13 protein-coding genes are annotated in these 17,397 nt (G+C 49.0%); 6 read left to right on the forward strand and 7 right to left on the reverse strand.

Annotation, left to right across the window (positions count from 1 at the left end; genetic code table 11):
- Nucleotides 1-59: 59 nt before the first annotated feature.
- Nucleotides 60-1,979: a molecular chaperone DnaK gene (gene dnaK / locus KBW69_RS13720; RefSeq protein ID WP_257252986.1), complete on the reverse strand. Its 1,920-nt coding sequence runs from the start codon at nucleotides 1,977-1,979 to the stop codon at nucleotides 60-62.
- 197 nt (nucleotides 1,980-2,176) lie between these two features.
- Nucleotides 2,177-2,761 (reverse strand): nucleotide exchange factor GrpE, encoded by a 585-nt coding sequence (gene grpE, locus KBW69_RS13725; protein ID WP_257252987.1) that lies wholly within the window; start codon nucleotides 2,759-2,761, stop codon nucleotides 2,177-2,179.
- A gap of 258 nt (nucleotides 2,762-3,019) precedes the next feature.
- On the opposite strand from grpE, the gene recN reads away from it, so the two are divergent.
- A complete protein-coding gene (gene recN / locus KBW69_RS13730; protein WP_257252989.1) occupies nucleotides 3,020-4,705 on the forward strand; it encodes a DNA repair protein RecN in 1,686 nt (561 codons plus the stop codon).
- 2 nt (nucleotides 4,706-4,707) lie between these two features.
- On the opposite strand, the gene KBW69_RS13735 is transcribed toward recN, so the two are convergent.
- Nucleotides 4,708-5,190, reverse strand: coding sequence for a hypothetical protein (locus KBW69_RS13735; RefSeq protein WP_257252991.1), 483 nt, complete (start codon nucleotides 5,188-5,190; stop codon nucleotides 4,708-4,710).
- A 91-nt stretch (nucleotides 5,191-5,281) separates the two neighbouring features.
- Complete coding sequence (locus KBW69_RS13740; protein WP_257252992.1) at nucleotides 5,282-7,009, reverse strand: GspE/PulE family protein; 1,728 nt, start codon at nucleotides 7,007-7,009, stop codon at nucleotides 5,282-5,284.
- A 339-nt stretch (nucleotides 7,010-7,348) separates the two neighbouring features.
- On the opposite strand from KBW69_RS13740, the gene KBW69_RS13745 reads away from it, so the two are divergent.
- Nucleotides 7,349-8,653 (forward strand): GntP family permease, encoded by a 1,305-nt coding sequence (locus tag KBW69_RS13745; RefSeq protein WP_257275013.1) that lies wholly within the window; start codon nucleotides 7,349-7,351, stop codon nucleotides 8,651-8,653.
- Nucleotides 8,654-8,664: 11 nt separating this feature from the next.
- Here KBW69_RS13745 and KBW69_RS13750 read toward each other — a convergent pair whose 3' ends face one another.
- Complete coding sequence (locus KBW69_RS13750) at nucleotides 8,665-9,279, reverse strand: inorganic triphosphatase (RefSeq protein WP_257281215.1); 615 nt, start codon at nucleotides 9,277-9,279, stop codon at nucleotides 8,665-8,667.
- 257 nt (nucleotides 9,280-9,536) lie between these two features.
- Here KBW69_RS13750 and KBW69_RS13755 point away from each other — a divergent pair, with 257 nt between their 5' ends.
- From KBW69_RS13755 to argA, 4 genes are all read left to right on the forward strand, one after another.
- On the forward strand, nucleotides 9,537-10,217 hold the full coding sequence (locus KBW69_RS13755) for a TIGR00153 family protein (RefSeq protein ID WP_257275011.1): 681 nt from the start codon (nucleotides 9,537-9,539) through the stop codon (nucleotides 10,215-10,217).
- Between the two features lie 23 nt (nucleotides 10,218-10,240).
- The gene (locus KBW69_RS13760; protein WP_257275010.1) at nucleotides 10,241-11,512 is read left to right on the forward strand and encodes an inorganic phosphate transporter; all 1,272 of its coding nucleotides are present in this window, start codon (nucleotides 10,241-10,243) and stop codon (nucleotides 11,510-11,512) included.
- 192 nt (nucleotides 11,513-11,704) lie between these two features.
- Complete coding sequence (gene argE / locus KBW69_RS13765) at nucleotides 11,705-12,859, forward strand: acetylornithine deacetylase (protein ID WP_257255274.1); 1,155 nt, start codon at nucleotides 11,705-11,707, stop codon at nucleotides 12,857-12,859.
- A gap of 29 nt (nucleotides 12,860-12,888) precedes the next feature.
- Complete coding sequence (argA, locus tag KBW69_RS13770) at nucleotides 12,889-14,193, forward strand: amino-acid N-acetyltransferase (protein ID WP_257275009.1); 1,305 nt, start codon at nucleotides 12,889-12,891, stop codon at nucleotides 14,191-14,193.
- A gap of 36 nt (nucleotides 14,194-14,229) precedes the next feature.
- Here argA and KBW69_RS13775 read toward each other — a convergent pair whose 3' ends face one another.
- Together KBW69_RS13775 and KBW69_RS13780 are read right to left on the reverse strand one after the other, a co-directional pair.
- Nucleotides 14,230-16,611, reverse strand: a complete 2,382-nt coding sequence (locus tag KBW69_RS13775) for a hypothetical protein (protein ID WP_257275008.1) — start codon at nucleotides 16,609-16,611, stop codon at nucleotides 14,230-14,232.
- Between the two features lie 276 nt (nucleotides 16,612-16,887).
- Nucleotides 16,888-17,397, reverse strand: coding sequence for a dihydrofolate reductase (locus tag KBW69_RS13780; RefSeq protein ID WP_257275007.1), 510 nt, complete (start codon nucleotides 17,395-17,397; stop codon nucleotides 16,888-16,890).

Consider the following 17,397-nt stretch of genomic DNA (forward strand, 5'->3'; position numbering starts at 1 on the left):
CAGCGCGGGAGAAAGCTCCCGCGCCGCCAAATCAACTCATACCGCAGCGCGGAATGGGCTTACTTCTTGTCATCTTTCACTTCTTCGAACTCGGCGTCTACGGCGTCATCCGCAGCGGAAGAAGATTCAGCCTCCTGTGCACCTTCAGCGCCGGGTTGCTGAGCTTCTGCATACATCTTCTGAACCAGACCAGCAGAAGCTTCAGAGAGAGCCTTGGATTTCTCTTCGATGAGATCCTTGTCGTCCCCCTTCAGAGCCTCTTCCAGAGCAGTCAAAGCTTCGTTGATCGCACTCTTCTCTTCTTCCGTTGCCTTATCACCGGCTTCTTCCAGAGTCTTGCGCGTCGCATGTACCAGACCATCACCCGTGTTACGGACAGCCGCCAGTTCTTCGAACTTCTTGTCTTCAGCCGCGTTTGCTTCAGCGTCCTGAACCATTTGATCGATTTCATCGTCAGACAGGCCGGAAGACGCTTTGATCACGATAGACTGCTCTTTACCAGTAGCCTTGTCTTTGGCAGAAACGTTGAGGATACCGTTAGCATCCAGGTCAAAGCTGACCTCAATCTGAGGCATGCCACGTGGAGCCGGTGGAATGTCAGACAGGTCAAAACGCCCCAGTGACTTGTTGGCAGATGCCTGTTTGCGCTCACCCTGGCAGACATGAATGGTTACAGCACTCTGGTTGTCATCAGCAGTAGAGAACACCTGCGACTTCTTGGTCGGAATCGTGGTGTTCTTTTCGATCAGTGCCGTCATAACGCCACCCATGGTTTCGATACCCAGAGTCAGCGGAGTGACGTCCAGCAACAGTACGTCTTTAACGTCGCCAGCCAACACCGCACCCTGGATGGAAGCACCCATAGCAACCGCCTCGTCAGGGTTCACGTCTTTACGAGGCTCCTTGCCGAAGAACTCAGCCACCTTTTCCTGAACCATTGGCATACGGGTCTGACCGCCTACCAGAATGACTTCGTCGATATCAGACAGATCCAGATCAGAATCCTTTACCGCCAGTCGGCATGGCTCCAGAGAGCGCTGAACCAGATCTTCTACCAAGGACTCCAGCTTGGAACGGGTTACTTTAACGTTCAGGTGCTTAGGACCAGTTGCATCGGCAGTGATGTAAGGCAGGTTAACATCCGTCTGCTGAGCAGAAGACAGCTCGATCTTGGCTTTTTCAGCGGCTTCTTTCAGACGCTGCATGGCCAGAGGATCACCTTTGAGGTCGATGCCCTGATCTTTTTTGAACTCTTCAGCCAGGTAGTCGATCATACGCATGTCGAAGTCTTCACCACCCAGGAAAGTGTCACCGTTGGTGGCCAGTACTTCGAACTGGTGCTCGCCGTCGACATCAGCAATCTCGATAATAGAGATATCAAAAGTACCACCACCCAGGTCGTATACGGCAATGGTCTGATCACCTTGCTTCTTGTCCATGCCATAGGCCAGGGCAGCAGCAGTGGGCTCGTTAATGATACGTTTAACGTCCAGACCGGCGATACGACCAGCATCTTTGGTCGCCTGACGCTGTGCATCGTTGAAGTAAGCGGGTACGGTAACCACCGCTTCAGTAACAGATTCGCCCAGATAGTCTTCAGCGGTCTTCTTCATTTTCTTCAGGATTTCAGCAGAAATCTGAGGTGGTGCTTTTTTGTCACCTTTAACTTCAACCCATGCGTCGCCGTTGTCAGCTTCAACAATCTTGTAAGGAACCATCTGAATGTCTTTCTGGACCACATCGTCTTTGAAACGGCGACCGATCAGGCGCTTGATGGCAAACAGGGTATTATCAGGGTTGGTAACGGCCTGACGCTTGGCTGGCTGCCCTACCAGAGTCTCACCATCGTCTGTGAAGGCGATGATGGAAGGCGTGGTACGACCGCCTTCAGCATTTTCTAAAACCTTGGCTTTTTCACCATCCAGAATGGATACACAAGAGTTGGTGGTTCCCAGATCAATACCGATTATTTTACCCATTGTTCAATCTCTCCATTGCCCTGCTTGCAGAGCGAAATTCTTTAGTTCAATTCTGTAATTCAATTCTTCAGCTGAGGGCCGCTTGCCAATAAGTGGTGAGCGGCTGTTTTTGGCCTTTGAAATCAATATGGGATCAATTGATTTGATTTCAAGGCTGTTGAAACATTCTTTTTTTGAATATTCCTCAACAAAATCACCTATTTGGAAACGACGACCATGGCTGGACGAATCAGACGGCCATTCAGCTTGTAACCTTTCTGAAAGACATCAATCACGGTGTTGGCTTCAACATCGGGATTCGGAACCATGGACATAGCCTGATGGAAATTCGGGTCAAAAGGCTGTCCGTTCGGATCTTCCTGCTCCACCCCAAAGCGCCCCAGTGCATCCAGAAACTGCTTCAGTGTTAGCTTCATGCCTTCTATAAGAGCTTCGTGGGCTCCTTCTGCCTGTTCAGCGCTTTCTATTCCTTTTTCCAGGCTATCAACCACTGGAATCAGCGCATCAACAAATTTTTCCAAGGCAAACTTATGAGCCTTTTCAACATCCTGCTCAGCGCGACGCTTGATGTTCTGCATCTCAGCAGCAGCGCGCAGAGTCTGATCTTTCGCTTTGGCCAGCTCTTCGTTCAGCGCTTCCAGCTGACTCTCAAGGCCGTCGGTCAGATCACCTTCACTGTCCAGCTCAACACCACCTTCTTCGTTCAGCAAGTTTTCTTCTGCCTGCTGTTCGGTGGCTTCTTCCATTTCCTGCTCATCAGGTTTGCTGTTTTCTACTGTCATTCCAGAATCTCCGACCGGGAGTCAAATCGTTTGATGAAACGTATATTGGGTCACGAAATCTGGATTCAAGACCTGCAAACAGTTTTTTTAACGCAACCGATCATTTCGCAAAACACTGATCTGCAGAACAAAATCACAACATGCTCTGGTCTCAATCTGGTCGTAATCAGAGTATTTTTTTTAGCTCCAACTTTACGAATGTCTCACATCAGGTTACTGTATATATAAACAGTCACGCTACACTAGCGGGTATTCATCATGCTGACCCAATTGTCCATCAGCAACTTTGCCATCGTTGACCAGCTGGATCTGGACATCCAATCCGGAATGACTGTGATTACCGGCGAGACCGGTGCTGGCAAGTCCATCATGCTGGATGCACTGGGTCTGGCCACGGGTGACAGAACCGACAGTCATTGCGTTCGTCAAGGCACGGACAAAGCTGAAATACAGGCTTCTTTTGATATCAGTCATTGCTCTGCGGCCAAAGCGTGGCTCCGGGAAAAAGATCTGACCAGTGATGATGAGTGCATCCTCCGCAGAGTCATTACCAAAGAAGGACGGTCCCGTGCCTATATCAATGGAACACTCTCTCCCCTTGCCGATCTTCGGGGCATTGGTGAGCGGTTAATTGATATTCACGGCCAGCATGAAAGCCAGTCGTTACTGAAAAAAAACAGCCATCGACTGCTACTGGATGATTATGCCGGTCTACAAAAACTAGCCTCCGAAGTGGCTTGCATTGCTCATCAGTTCAACCAGACGCATCATGAGCTGAATACACTGGCCCATAACCGCAAAGAACAGAATGAAAGAGTTCAACTGCTCAGCTATCAACTTCAGGAACTTGAACAATTGTCACTTCAGGAAGGAGAACTGGAACAGCTTGAGCTAGAACTCAGACAGTTATCCCATGCTGAAAGCACTCTTTCGGTTTGTCATGAGATCAACACTATTTGCTCCGACAATGAGACCGGCAACATTCTCCAGCAACTGTCTGTCTGTCTGCAGCGTCTGGGCGATCTGGACATGGATCACCCAGCCATCAGCAACACATTGGAGATGATGTCCTCTGCCCAGATTCAGGTCGAGGAAGCGGTAGGGGAAATCAATCACTTCATTGATCATTTTGATGCTGATCCGGCCAGAATGCAGGATGTGGATGAACGTCTCAGCGCTATATACGACCTTGCGAGAAAGCACAGGGTTCAGCCCGAAGCGTTATTGGAAAAACAAAACACCCTCAGCTCTGAGCTGGAGAGCATCCAGTTCGGCGATGAACGAGTTGAAGCGTTACAACAAAAACTGATCGAATTGAAATCCGAGTTTCAGAACCAAAGCGAAAAACTATCCGGAAAACGTCAATCTGCAGCCAGACAGCTTGAGAAAAAAGTCACCATGCGTATGGCCTTGCTGGGCTTGCCCCACGGACAGTTCGTCATTGCCCTGACACCGGTAGAGAGCAGCACTCTCTCACCCAATGGTGCTGAAGACATCGAATTCCTGGTAACGACCAACCCGGGTCAGCCACCCAGAGCATTAACCAAAGTAGCTTCTGGTGGTGAACTGTCCAGAATCAGTCTGGCCATTCAAGTGATAACCGCTCAAACCTCTCATATCCCCAGTATGATCTTTGACGAAGTGGATGTCGGCATTGGCGGTGGAACTGCGGAAATCGTCGGAGCCATGCTCAGGGAGCTGGGGGAAAGAAGTCAGGTAATTTGTGTCACCCATCAGCCTCAGGTGGCGTCACAGGGGCATCAGCATTTGCACGTTAGCAAGAAGGTCCGCAATGCCAAAACCTCCACCGAGATTGTCGGCCTGAATGGCGATCGTCGTGTTAAAGAGGTCGCTCGAATGCTGGGTGGAGTCGAAATGACCGAGTCCACGCTCAACCACGCAAAAGAGATGCTTAGCCTGACCCATTCAAGGTCCGCAGCCTGAAATCACCTCTGCAGTTCCTTGATGAGTAATCCCATTCCTTTGGCCAGTTCCCTTATGGCTTTGGGTGCATATTCTATTTCAACCCAACGCTCATCCTTATCGGGGTACAAAATCCAGCAACGCTGCTCAATGCTGGAACAGTCTGATTCCAAAGTATGACCAACGCCGTATACTACCAGGGTATTATTGTTTCTGACCAGTCCCTGCTCCAGTTGCTGATAGCGAGTCACCACCAACTCACCTTCCCGGTTGGCCTTTACAGAATATTTTATGGATGATTTTCTGGCCCCATCTTTGATAGCGTTTGCCTTGAGCAGGCTGTTCAAATAGGACTCCAGCACAAGATCGGCCACGGCCGGATCAAAATTCTGCTGCATCTGCTCAACAAATGATTGAGGTGCTTCGGCTGGTTGCAGTTCCATTACCTTCTGCGCCTGAACCGCAAAAGGAAATAAAAGCAAGCTTGTAAGGGTAAGTATTTTCATTATTATTCGACTGTTCCACTGTCACTTAAGATATTAATATCGAATAGTCAGTGGGAGACTTCAAGCATTTCCTTCAGTAGCTGAGAGCCAGTCAGTGCTGCTGGTCTGGCGTCACCCTCATTACTTCTTCGATGGTTGTTAATCCTGTTGCGACTTTCTGAGCTCCGGAAAGACGAAGACTGTACATACCTTCCTTAATAGATTGGCGACGAAGACTCTCTATATCGGCATTCTCTGCCAGCATATCCTTCAAAGGTTGAGACATAGGCATTAACTCATAAACACCCGCTCGCCCCCTGTAGCCGGTATCCCGACATTCCACACAACCCACAGGTTGAAAGATCTGCGCTGGTGCAGGAACTGACCAGGGGCGAGTGAGGGATTTCCAACCGGATTTGTCGAATTTTACTGACTGTTTGCAGGAAGGACACAAAACTCTGACTAGCCTCTGAGCCATAACACCCAGAACCGTAGCTTTGATGAGATAGTGGGGAACACCAATCTCCAGCAGACGGGTTATTGCGGACGGTGCGTCATTAGTGTGCAGAGTGGAAAGCACCAGATGACCGGTCAGTGCCGCCTGAATCGCCATTTCAGCGGTTTCAAGATCCCGAATCTCCCCCACCATAATAATATCCGGGTCCTGACGTAGAAGTGCACGCAGACCGCTGGCAAACGTCAGATCAATGTTATGCTGGACCTGCATCTGGTTGAAGCTGGATTCCACCATTTCAATAGGATCTTCAATGGTACAGACATTCACCTGATCGGTGGCCAAAGTTTTCAGAGTCGAATAGAGCGTGGTGGTTTTACCTGAGCCGGTAGGGCCTGTGACCAAAACAATCCCATTGGGCTGCGCAGTCATATGAGTCCAGCGACGTTCGTCTTCTCTGGAAAAGCCCAGTTCTCGAAATCCTTTGACCAGAACATCCGGATCAAAGATCCGCATCACCAGTTTTTCCCCGAACGCAGTCGGCAAGGTTGAAAGCCGCAGTTCGACTTCATTGCCATCCGGGTTGCGGGTTTTGAGCCGACCATCCTGAGGCTTTCTTTTCTCTGCCACATTCATTCGACCGAGAATCTTCAGACGACTGGTCACGGCAGTAGCCACTTTGGCCGGCATCTGATAGATAAGGTGCAACACCCCATCAATTCGAAAACGCAGATGAGTCTGCTCTCGCCTGGGTTCAACATGGATATCACTGGCCCGCTGCTCAAAGGCGTACTGGAGCAGCCAATCCACAATATTGACAATGTGCTGGTCATTGGCGTCCGGAGCTTTCATATTGCCCAGCTCAAGCATCTGCTCAAAGCTGTTCAGCTGAGTGGACTGAACGCCATTCTGTTCATTAGCGCCCAGAACAGAACGTGCCAGTCGATAAAACTCCGAGGTGTATCTTCGGATATCAGTCGGACTGGCAACAACTCGCCGGATTTCCTTGCGGTTAGTATGCCTGAGATTATCCTCCCAACCGCTGTGCCAGGGTTGCGCTGAAGCGATAACAATCTCATCAGCCGTGACTTCTACCGCCAGAATTTGGTGTCGTAAAGCATAAGCGTGAGACATGACCGGAGTAATGGCCGTGGCATCGATTTTCAATGGGTCAATATGAAAATATTCCTGACCTGACAGATTCGCCAGCCAGAGCATCAACGTATCGAGATCGAGAGAGCCGCCTTTGCGGGCATCTTTCAGCGCCTGTGAGGCAATGTACTCCAGAGGGTGAAGCTTAAGTTGATCAGCATTGCGATGACGAGCCAATATTTCATCAGCTGCAGGTGGCCTGAGCCGACCCGTCTGAACCAGATCAGAGACCACCGTCTGCAGATCCAGAAGGAGTTCTCTGTTCTTGAGTGAAGCCCTGAATTTATTGGCGTTTGACTTCGGCTCCCGGACACTGGGCACTGTTGTTTCCTTCTTACCTTGAAAAATTTTCCATCTATGTATTCTCCACTAAACCGTCCGCTTATGCCTATAGTAAAATTCAGGCTTAAAGCAATCGTTCAATTAAGTATATCGCCAGAATCCCCCCCGACTGATGCCCTGCATAAACAGCATGCTGGATACGGGGTGACCCTCTCCCCTCTATACTCCCTTTTAATCAATACCATTATCTAAAGAAACTTCGTTGTGGACCTATTAATACTGCATAGCTTTTTGTTCATACTTTCACTGATAGCCGTCGTTCTGGTACTCATTGGTCGTTTCAAGTTTTCGCCATTCATCGTTCTGCTTATTTGCGCCTATGCGGCAGGTTTTTTTTCAGGCATACCGATCTCTGAACTGACTCCCCTGGTATCTCATGATATGGGGAAGACATTTGGCGATGTCGCTCTCCTGATCATTTTTGGTGTATTGCTGGGCAATATTCTGGAGCAATCGGGGGGAGCCTTTCTTTTGGCAGAGAAGCTGATTTTTTCTATCGCCAATCGTTTCCCTGCGTTGGCTATGGGGATTGCCGGATACATTATTTCGATTCCTGTTTACTGTGACTCTGGATTCATCCTGCTCAACAGTATCAGGCAGTCTGTTGCCCGGAGAGTAAAGTGTAACCCGATCTCTCTCAGCGTCGCTCTTGGGGGAGGCCTGTTTGCAACCCATTCTCTGGTCCCTCCCACACCCGGCCCTGCAGCGGCAACCCTGATTTTGGGAATATCTCCCAGTCTGGTGATTCCCTGGGCGCTGGGAGTAGCTCTCTTATCCACTTTTGTAGCCATATTGTGGGGCAACTGGGTCACCCGCTGGCTGAATGAGCCAGCTTCTGATTATGAGGGCCAAATGGTTGGTACTCCCCCTCAATCAGACCTTCCCCATCACAAAAACGTCTGGGCAGCTACTATCCCTATCTTTTTACCTTTGCTACTGATGTCCCTGGCTAACTTTCAAGCAGGCAATAAAGAGCAGAGCTGGGCTACTTTCCTTTCACAACCTGCCAATGCGCTGTTTCTGGGTTTGCTGGCCAGCCTGCCATTGATTCGCCAATGCAAGAACGGGTTCACTGAGATTTTCAGTGAGAGTATTCACTCATGCGCAATGATTATTTTGATCATTACAGCCGGTGGCGCACTTGCGGGAATACTGGCTCAGACTGGACACATTGCCAGAATTGCTGAAGGGCTGCCAGAGAGTCTTGGGCTGATTTTGCCATTTCTCATAGCAGCACTGTTCAAAACCGCGCAGGGCTCTTCCACTGTAGCTTTAATCAGTGCCGCGTCGATGCTTGATCCCTTACTGCCTGGCTTGGGCCTGGACTCCGACAATGGTCGACTGTTGGCCTTTTTGTCGGCAGGATGCGGCTCCATGCTGGTTACCCATGCCAATGACAGTTATTTCTGGGTAGTGACCCAGTTTTCCGGAATCAGTCCGGCCACGGGGTTTAAGTCGTTCACCCTGGCCACGCTGCTTCAGGCTCTGTCAGGGCTGGCAACCGTTCTGGTACTGGCCAGCTTCATAAGTATCTGAGCGAAGAGACCTCAGCTTCGCTGAAGCAATTCAAACCCTCTCTCTGCTTTGCTCTTGTCTGTCGGCTTCAAATCAATGGCTTTTGCCAGTTGATCAGCAATCGTTTGAAGCGCATTTTCATCACCTGTCACCAGCTCCAGCTCCAACTCACAGATGACACTGCTTTCATCACCTGAGCAAATATGACCGTAATCCAAAGCAACCTCAACTCTGGCTGTCGGCTCAGACCACTCTACCCGCCAGCAGGTTCGCTCAAAATCGGTTGAGAAGAGCGGTATCAGGTCCTTTGAAGTCAAGGCTCCCAATGCTTCTGGCCAAACCTTTTGTAAACCCGCAATATCCAGTTCCGGGCGTTCTATTGACCACTCCCACTCTCCCCGGCGAGTCAGCCCGTTAATACTCTCGCCTCTGGTTTTCAGCGTCTGAAAAAATTGACCATTTTTCTCTCTGATACGCAAAGCAACCCGTGCCTGATTCAGTGTCAGAGAAGCCGTATCAAAGTAGGTATTGCCCAAATGAAACGTTTCAGGTGCCGAGCTGGTGAACTTTTTCCAGAAAGGTAGTGTCTTAAGGACAGGTATCTGCTCCTGTGGCAGCGACAACTTTAACTCTGTTTCAGTACTCATGGGTTAGCTGACCGACGACTTGAAAAGGTTCATTTTAACTCTAAGCAGAAAAGTTTGTTATGAGAAACGAGCGCGTGAATGGTCGAAATACTTGAGATGCAATAGGCATTACAGTATACAAATTTTAGTCAGCTCCTATAATTTTTGATCAGCTATCCTGTTCCAGTGGACAGGATAGGAAGCGAGTTCTGTAAGTCGTTCGCCATAGACGACGGGCAATATGCCCATCATAAATTCAACCCAAAAGGTCTGCGACTATGCCAACCAGCAACCTACTATCAAGTGTATTTGGCCGCTCTCCTATTGGCCCGATACAAAAACATATAGCCAAAGCGCACGAATGCGCCATACAGCTGGAACCGTTTTTCAAAGCAGCATTTGAAGGCGACTGGCAGGAAGTTGAAAGTATTCAGCAAACCATCGTAGAACTGGAGCACGAGGCTGATGTCATCAAAAAGAATGTTCGCCTCTCCCTGCCCAAAAGCCTGTTTCTGCCAGTGCCCAGAAATGATCTTCTGGAGATCGTGACAGTGCAGGATAAAGTAGCGAACAGGACCAAGGATATTGCAGGCATTGTGCTGGGCAGACAAATGATGATACCCCAGGAAATGAGAGAGGCTTTTCTTGACTACCTGAAGCGCTCCATCGCCACTTCTGCTCAGGCAGTCAGAGCCATGGATGAACTTGATGAGCTGCTTGAGACCGGCTTCAGGGGAAGGGAAGTCAGTCTGGTCGAAGAACTCATTGAAGAGCTGGACCAAATAGAAAGCGATACCGACAAACATCAGATTGAAGTCAGAAAAATTCTATTCAAACTGGAAAAAGACCTCCCACCTGTGGATGTCATTTTCCTCTACAAAATTATTGACTGGGTCGGTGACCTGGCAGATCGAGCATCAAGAGTTGGCAGTTATCTTCAATTGCTGCTTGCCCGTTAACTCTATTGACTGGAATAACATCCATGAGCATTATCGCTGAGTATGGAACGATACTGCTGGTTCTGGCCTGTCTGTTTGGTTTCTTCATGGCATGGGGCGTGGGGGCTAACGATGTCGCCAATGCCATGGGAACCTCGGTCGGTTCCCAGGCTCTGACCATCAGGCAGGCCATTATCATTGCCATCTGCCTCGAGTTTCTGGGCGCCTATCTGGCCGGAGGATCGGTTACTGATACCATCAGAAAAGGGATCATTGATCCCGACATGCCAGCACTACTGGAGAATCCACAGCTGCTGGTTTACGGCATGATGGCAGCCCTGCTGGCTGCGGGAACCTGGCTACTGGTTGCCACCCATTACGGCTGGCCGGTATCGACTACACACTCCATTGTTGGTGCCATCGTCGGCTTTGCGGCTGTCAGCATCTCGGTAGATGCCGTGAACTGGGGAAAAGTCAGCTCAATCGTTGCCAGCTGGGTTGTCTCCCCGATCATGTCTGGCTTTATTTCCTTCATGATTTTCATGAGCGTCCAGAAACTCATACTGGATACAGACAACCCTTTCCGAAATGCCAAACGTTATGTACCAATCTATATGTTTCTGGTTGGTTTTATGATGGCCATGGTGACCCTGACTAAAGGGCTCAAGCATATTGGTCTGCCTCTGGATTATCAGGAAAGCAGCCTGCTCTCGCTATTGATTGGTCTGCTGGTCATGCTGGCCGGAAAAATGGCACTTTCCAAAATCAAGGAAGATGCACAAGCCGACAAAGCTTTCCACTTTTCCAGTGTCGAGAGAGTCTTCGGCGTAATGATGATATTCACCGCCTGCTCCATGGCTTTTGCCCACGGCTCCAACGATGTCGCTAATGCGGTAGGCCCTCTGGCTGCTGTGGCCAGTATTGTTATTAGTGGCGGTGAAATCACCGGTAAAGCGGCCATGCCAAGCTGGGCACTGCTTCTGGGGGCTGGAGGTATTGTGGTGGGTCTGGCCACCTATGGATATAGAGTCATGGCGACCATAGGTACAGCAATCACTGAGCTAACCCCCAGCAGAGGTTTTGCAGCAGAACTGGCAGCAGCAACCACCGTGGTGCTGGCTTCAGGCACTGGACTACCCATTTCCACCACTCATACTCTGGTGGGTGCCGTGTTAGGTGTTGGTCTTGCCAGAGGAATTGGTGCTCTTAACTTGAGAGTGATTGGCACTATTTTTATGTCCTGGTTAATCACGCTGCCCGCCGGGGCCTTCCTTGCTATTGTCTTCTTCCATATCTTGAAATTTATTTTTGGTTAACGAGAGGGCTCTTCTGCGAGCCCTTTGCAGTATTTGAGCCCGAGGCCTAATCTCACGTACCTATCCATAAGAAGGGCTGTTATCATGCTGAAAAGGCTGTTGATTTCAGTATCAGGAGTCTGACAGTCAGATGATCTGGCATATTTGTTTTTTCTGTCCAATTTTCCAACATTTAGAATCAAGGGCCTGATAATGACTGGAATCCAGCAACCTGATCTGAAAGCAGTCCTGTCGCGGTTGATAAAGATTCCCTCTGTCAGTTCCACACAGCCTGAGCTGGATATGAGCAATATGCCAGTGATTCATGAACTGGCTAGCTGGCTCGAAGCCATGGGGTTTTGCTGTGAGATCATGCCCATTCCGGAAACACCGCTGAAAGCCAATCTGATTGCCACCCTGGGTTCAGGTCCCGGTGGGCTGGTGTTAGCCGGGCATACCGATACCGTGCCATACGATGAAAATCTCTGGCAGTTCGATCCTTTCTCACTCAACGAATCCGATAACCGGTTTTATGGTCTGGGGATCTGCGACATGAAGGGATTCTTTGGTCTCGTCATGGAGGCAGTGAAAGACTATCTTAAAGCCCCCCTTAAGGCTCCCTTGATTATTCTGGCAACAGCGGACGAAGAATCCTCAATGAACGGTGCCAGAGCCCTGTCAGCTGCTGGCAAACCCAAGGGCCGTTACGCTGTAGTGGGTGAGCCTACAGGTATGCAACCTGTTTACATGCATAAAGGTATCATGATGGAACGCATCCGGATTCTCGGGCAGTCCGGTCATTCCAGCAACCCGGCACTTGGCAGGAATGCTATGGAAACAGCCCATAAAGTGATTACTGAAATCATGACGTTCCGGGAAGAACTGGCCCATAAATACAATAATCCCGGATTTGCTGTGCCTACGCCTACCATCAATCTTGGTTGCATTCATGGTGGCGACAATCCTAACAGGATCTGTGGCCACTGCGATCTGGATTTCGACGTGCGTCTCTTGCCCGGCATGGACAGCCGGGAGCTGCGAGAGACTCTGAAACAGCGTCTTCTCCCCATCGCCAGAGCCGACAATGTAAAATTTTCTCTGGCGGCTATTCACGACAGTATTGAGCCATTTGAGGGCGCTGTTGACTCTCCCCTGATCAAAGCCTGCGAAAGTTTAACAGGCTATTCAGCAAAATCCGTTGCTTTCACTACGGAAGCGCCCTTCTTCAGCCGGATGGGAATGGATACAGTGGTGCTGGGGCCGGGTGATATTGATCAGGCCCACCAACCTGATGAGTACCTTTCCATGGACAGAATTCATCCAACCATTGAGCTACTGAGATCTCTGATACGACGATTCTGCCTCTGATTAACGCCAGGATGAAGATAAAAACAGTCATGAATTTGAATAAGAGCTACGTAAAATTTTTCCGGCAGAGTTCACCTTACATCCATGCCCACCATGGCAAAACATTTGTCATTACTCTGTGCGGTGAAGCTCTGGCAAGCCCTAATCTGAACAATATCATCAACGATATTGCCTTGCTGAGCAGTCTGGGCATTCGACTGGTTCTTGTCCACGGCGCGCGACCTCAGATAGAGGAACGCCTGAGTGCCAGGAACCTTGAGTCCAAATTTCATAATGAAATACGGGTTACGGATCGTCAGTGTCTTGAATGCGTCATGGATGCTGTGGGTAATCTTCGTGCACGAATTGAATCCAAGCTTTCACTCGGCCTGGTTAACTCTCCTATGCATGGGGCCAGCATTCGGGTTATCAGTGGCAATTTCGTGACTGCAAAACCTCTGGGTGTGATCGATGGACAGAATTTTCTCCACACCGGTGCGATTCGCAAAATAGATAAAGAAGCTATCCAGCAGCAACTAGACAGTGGCTACATAGTGCTTCTCTCCTGCCTCGGTCATTCACCGACAGGCGAGCTGTTCAACATGGCGGTGGAAGAAGTCGCCACCCATACGGCCATCCACCTTGAAGCCGAAAAATTGCTTTTGTACTCACAATTTGATGGCGTCCAGAACCGGCATGGTCAACAGATCAGTCGTCTTTCCCCCCAGGAAGCTGAAAAATTACTCCAGAATCTTGATGGTGAGGACAGGAGACTGCTTTCCTCAGCCATCACTGCCTGTCACGGTGGAGTGGAGCGCGCACAGCTGATCAGCTATGAGCAGGACGGTTCACTGCTACTGGAGCTCTTTACCCGTAACGGCTCTGGCACAATGGTTTCGCGTGACCGTTATGAAGAAATTCGTGCTGCCAGTATTGAGGATGTGGGGGGGATTCTTGAGCTCATCAGGCCTCTGGAACAAAAAGGCATTCTCAGAAGACGTTCCAGAAAAGAGCTGGAACGCGAAATTCGGCTGTTCCGGGTCATTTCTCTGGACGGTATGATTATTGGCTGTGCGGCTATCCATTTGTTTTCGGGAGAAAAAGCTGCAGAGCTGGCCTGTCTGGTGATCCACCCTGACTACCGGGAGAAAAATCGTGGTGACCTTCTCCTGAGTGCTATAGAGGAACAGGCTGCCCAGCAGGGTATGGATACCCTGTTTGTATTGACGACTCAGACCAGCCATTGGTTTGTTGAACGAGGTTTTTCTGAATCCACCCAAAAGTCTCTGCCTGAGGAGAAGCGCAACCAATACAATGAGGAGAGACAATCCAGAATTCTGCTCAAGAAACTCTGAGGCACAAGATAAAGGTTTACGGAAGTTCTATAACAGTTAAATCGAAGTCTGGGGAGGAATAAGGTGGCTCATTTGCTGATCCCAGAACGCGGTTTTGGTCATGACACTTTCATAGTATTTACCAATAGCCCCCACCATCATTTCAGAAATAATTTGGTGATGATATTGGCGTCGGAGAATTAACACAGCCGCCTCCCGATCATCCATATGGTCAAACATGGGCGAGTTGGGGTTGACCTGGGCCAGTTGCTCCTGGAGCCTGACTTCTTTCATAACATCTTTATGGGATTCATGCAGTTTCAGAATACGATCAACAAAATCTTCCAGCTGATCTTTAGCCAGCCTTCTCATGGTGCCCATTTCTTCCCGCCCGGTTCTAGCCTCCTGACCCTGCCAATCCCAGACTACACTTTTGCCTGTCTTCTTTCCGATAATACGTTCAAATCGTTCTTTATTAATAGCCTCGTTATAACGGTTAACAAAAAGATCTGCCAGAAAGAAAAAACCAAAGATAATTAATCCATCCACCGTGGGCCTGGGCAGATAAGGTGAAATTTCCAATTTTGGCACACTTTCGGAAGCATGCCAGACCACTTTAAAGCCGTGTAGCATGGTTGATTTAATGGCTCCCTTCAACCAGACGTTCAAATAACTTCTAACGCCATTCTCAGCCAGTATCAGGGCATTTGCCACCCTGTTGGCATGAGTGTTAAAACGACTCCTTTCTTCTTCAGTGAGCTCCAGATCGGGCATTTCCTCTTTCAACACCCGCTCCAGCTCTTCCACAGCCTCTTTGGAAGAAATAGAGCCATCACTGGTTAAATCATCAGTCATTTTAGGGAAGACTTTTTGCAACCACCCCGTCTGTTTGGTCTTGAAGTGGTAAGACTTACCGATCACTCGAGGATCATTCGCCGCATCACTGAACAAGCGTTCTCTTTTCTCAGGATCCATGTTTTTGAATTTACAGTTCCACAGCTGATCCAGAACCGGCTCCCACTCTTGATCCATTCTTTCAACGTCACTGACTGCGGCTGTGTACAAACGTTTATAGAGTTTGAAAGCATCTTGCAGGTTGCGTCTGCGGTACAGGTATCGGGCTTTGCCCTCTTCCAGACGAATCACGGCTTCAAGATTGCTCTCATCTTTTTCTCTTTCCATCTCCAGTCTCAACTGAGCGTCTTTCTCCAGCGCAGAATAGGCATTGAAGATGCGGGTTAAGGTCTCATGACTGCAAATGTATCTCAGGCTTTTCAGGAACACGCGAAACTTCTTGTCATCCATCTCTGACAGAACACCCAGGTCATTCATTTCCAGCTTGTAATCAGCAGATGCTTCAGCCCTCTGTAATGCCCTAATGGCCTTGGTCATCCGAATCAGCTCAGTACCACCACTCCATGCACCGTACCAGGCAATATAGCTGAATAGAGCCGCCGCAGCGGCAATCCCTCCCGACACCAGACCTATTAGCACGGTACTAACTACTATGGCAGCGGAGTTAAGACTAAAGTACCTCTTGTTCCTGAGAAAATGACGTTTGATCCTGTCACGAGTATCCGTATTCTTGAGCTTGATACCACCACCTTTATCCACAACATTCTGAATATGAGTCCTGTCGACTTCATCCAGGTGATAACGTGTAGCTTTGGGTCTATCAAGTCCGGGAGGGGTTGCGGCAGGATTAGAAGCATCAAAACCACTGACAGGATCTCTTCCTTTTCTGGCCATTACCTGTTTGACCGGTATATGAGTCTCCGGTGCAAACCGCCAGCGCAACGCATTCTTGATTTCAAGGATGCGTTCAAAAGTGATATCCGTATCGTCAAGAAGCCCTGCATCTTGTGCCAGTTTGGCAACCGTGGCTTCGGCTGTGACAGCATCTACATTGAAGTCTTTCGCTGTGCTCTGAATTAAATCCGGTAACAGAGCCCTTTTCAAAAAGCCAACTGGCAGTGCTCGATCTTCTGCAAGGTATTTATAAGTCAGCTCGACGGTGGAAGAGGAAACGGTTTTTCTGACTTCATTGAGAACCTGTTCACTGATTTTTTCTCTGCCTCCTGACAACACCAGTTTCATTTCCTCACCTTTCTTCTCTTCACCTAGCACACACACATCGTGATATGCCATGGCACAGGCGATATGGTAGTCACGAAGGCTGCGCTGGATAGGGGAAGAGAATTCTGCGTGAGCAGCATAACGGAAAGAATCGTAAACCCTGAGAGCCTTTGCTGATGAGGAACCTCCACCAAAAAGACGCTTGATAAAACCGCCAATGCCCGAGAAAACAGAGACCATACGACCGCGCCATCGACCGTAATCAATCTGACCCAGGCTGGAAGCTTCTGACGCTGTGGCGATCTTTTTTCGCTCTGTAGCAGAGAGAGAAGAACCTCTCTGGTTCTGAATCCCTGGTGGCATGCCTCTCAATCCCTGAGAAAAAGATGTTAAACAAAAAAATGTTCGTTTTTTTGGATAAGATTATGAGAAATCAAACTTAAATTTTTGATTCGAATAAAAAAATAAGAAAACAACAATATTTAAACTATAGCTGCCTCAGGCGCTGCTGTGATTTTGTATTGCGCTCAATGCTGCCGAAGACAGTACATACAGGGCAAAGCGAGGAAAACGGAGTTACTCTTCACTAGAGGACAAGGGCCAGTTTGGCTGGCCCAAAAAGGCAAGTGTGGAGAAACCTCAGACAGGCTTGCGATCAAGTACCTGATAGCTGAACTCCAGAGCCTGTTCATCTTCTGAGACCTGATCTTCCCGGGCGATAATATCCCACTCACTATCATCAATTTCTGGAAAAAAAGCGTCGCCATCAAACGACCTGAAGACTTTGGTGAGATAAAGCCTTTCGGCCCTGTCCAGGGCTTGACGATAAATTTGCTCACCACCAATCACCATAATTTCTTCATTACCATTGATCATGGCTACTTCTTCCGCCAAAGAAATGGCGTCTTCAAGACTGTGCACCACCTTAACCCCTTCATGACACCAGTTTTTGTCACGGGTAATAACAATATTGGCTCGACCCGGCAGAGGCTTGCGCAGTGAATCAAACGTCTTTCGTCCCATAATAATGGGCTTGCCCATGGTGACAGCCTTAAAATAACGAAGATCTCCAGGCAAGTACCAGGGCATTTTATTATTGATGCCAATGGCGTGGTTTTGGGCAACAGCGGCAATCATCGCAATTTTCAT

The sequence above is a fragment of the Endozoicomonas sp. ISHI1 genome (assembly GCF_024606225.1).
Taxonomy (GTDB): domain Bacteria; phylum Pseudomonadota; class Gammaproteobacteria; order Pseudomonadales; family Endozoicomonadaceae; genus Endozoicomonas_A.

What these genes read in the sequence shown, in the direction of transcription:
- argE (WP_257255274.1), top strand. Translation starts at nt 11,705, where the DNA reads ATGACTGGAATCCAGCAACCTGATCTGAAAGCAGTCCTGTCGCGGTTG.
- KBW69_RS13760 (WP_257275010.1), top strand. Translation starts at nt 10,241, where the DNA reads ATGAGCATTATCGCTGAGTATGGAACGATACTGCTGGTTCTGGCCTGT.
- recN (WP_257252989.1), top strand. Translation starts at nt 3,020, where the DNA reads ATGCTGACCCAATTGTCCATCAGCAACTTTGCCATCGTTGACCAGCTG.
- KBW69_RS13755 (WP_257275011.1), top strand. Translation starts at nt 9,537, where the DNA reads ATGCCAACCAGCAACCTACTATCAAGTGTATTTGGCCGCTCTCCTATT.
- KBW69_RS13750 (WP_257281215.1), bottom strand. Translation starts at nt 9,279, where the DNA reads ATGAGTACTGAAACAGAGTTAAAGTTGTCGCTGCCACAGGAGCAGATA.
- grpE (WP_257252987.1), bottom strand. Translation starts at nt 2,761, where the DNA reads ATGACAGTAGAAAACAGCAAACCTGATGAGCAGGAAATGGAAGAAGCC.
- dnaK (WP_257252986.1), bottom strand. Translation starts at nt 1,979, where the DNA reads ATGGGTAAAATAATCGGTATTGATCTGGGAACCACCAACTCTTGTGTA.
- KBW69_RS13735 (WP_257252991.1), bottom strand. Translation starts at nt 5,190, where the DNA reads ATGAAAATACTTACCCTTACAAGCTTGCTTTTATTTCCTTTTGCGGTT.
- argA (WP_257275009.1), top strand. Translation starts at nt 12,889, where the DNA reads ATGAATTTGAATAAGAGCTACGTAAAATTTTTCCGGCAGAGTTCACCT.
- KBW69_RS13780 (WP_257275007.1), bottom strand. Translation starts at nt 17,397, where the DNA reads ATGAAAATTGCGATGATTGCCGCTGTTGCCCAAAACCACGCCATTGGC.
- KBW69_RS13775 (WP_257275008.1), bottom strand. Translation starts at nt 16,611, where the DNA reads ATGCCACCAGGGATTCAGAACCAGAGAGGTTCTTCTCTCTCTGCTACA.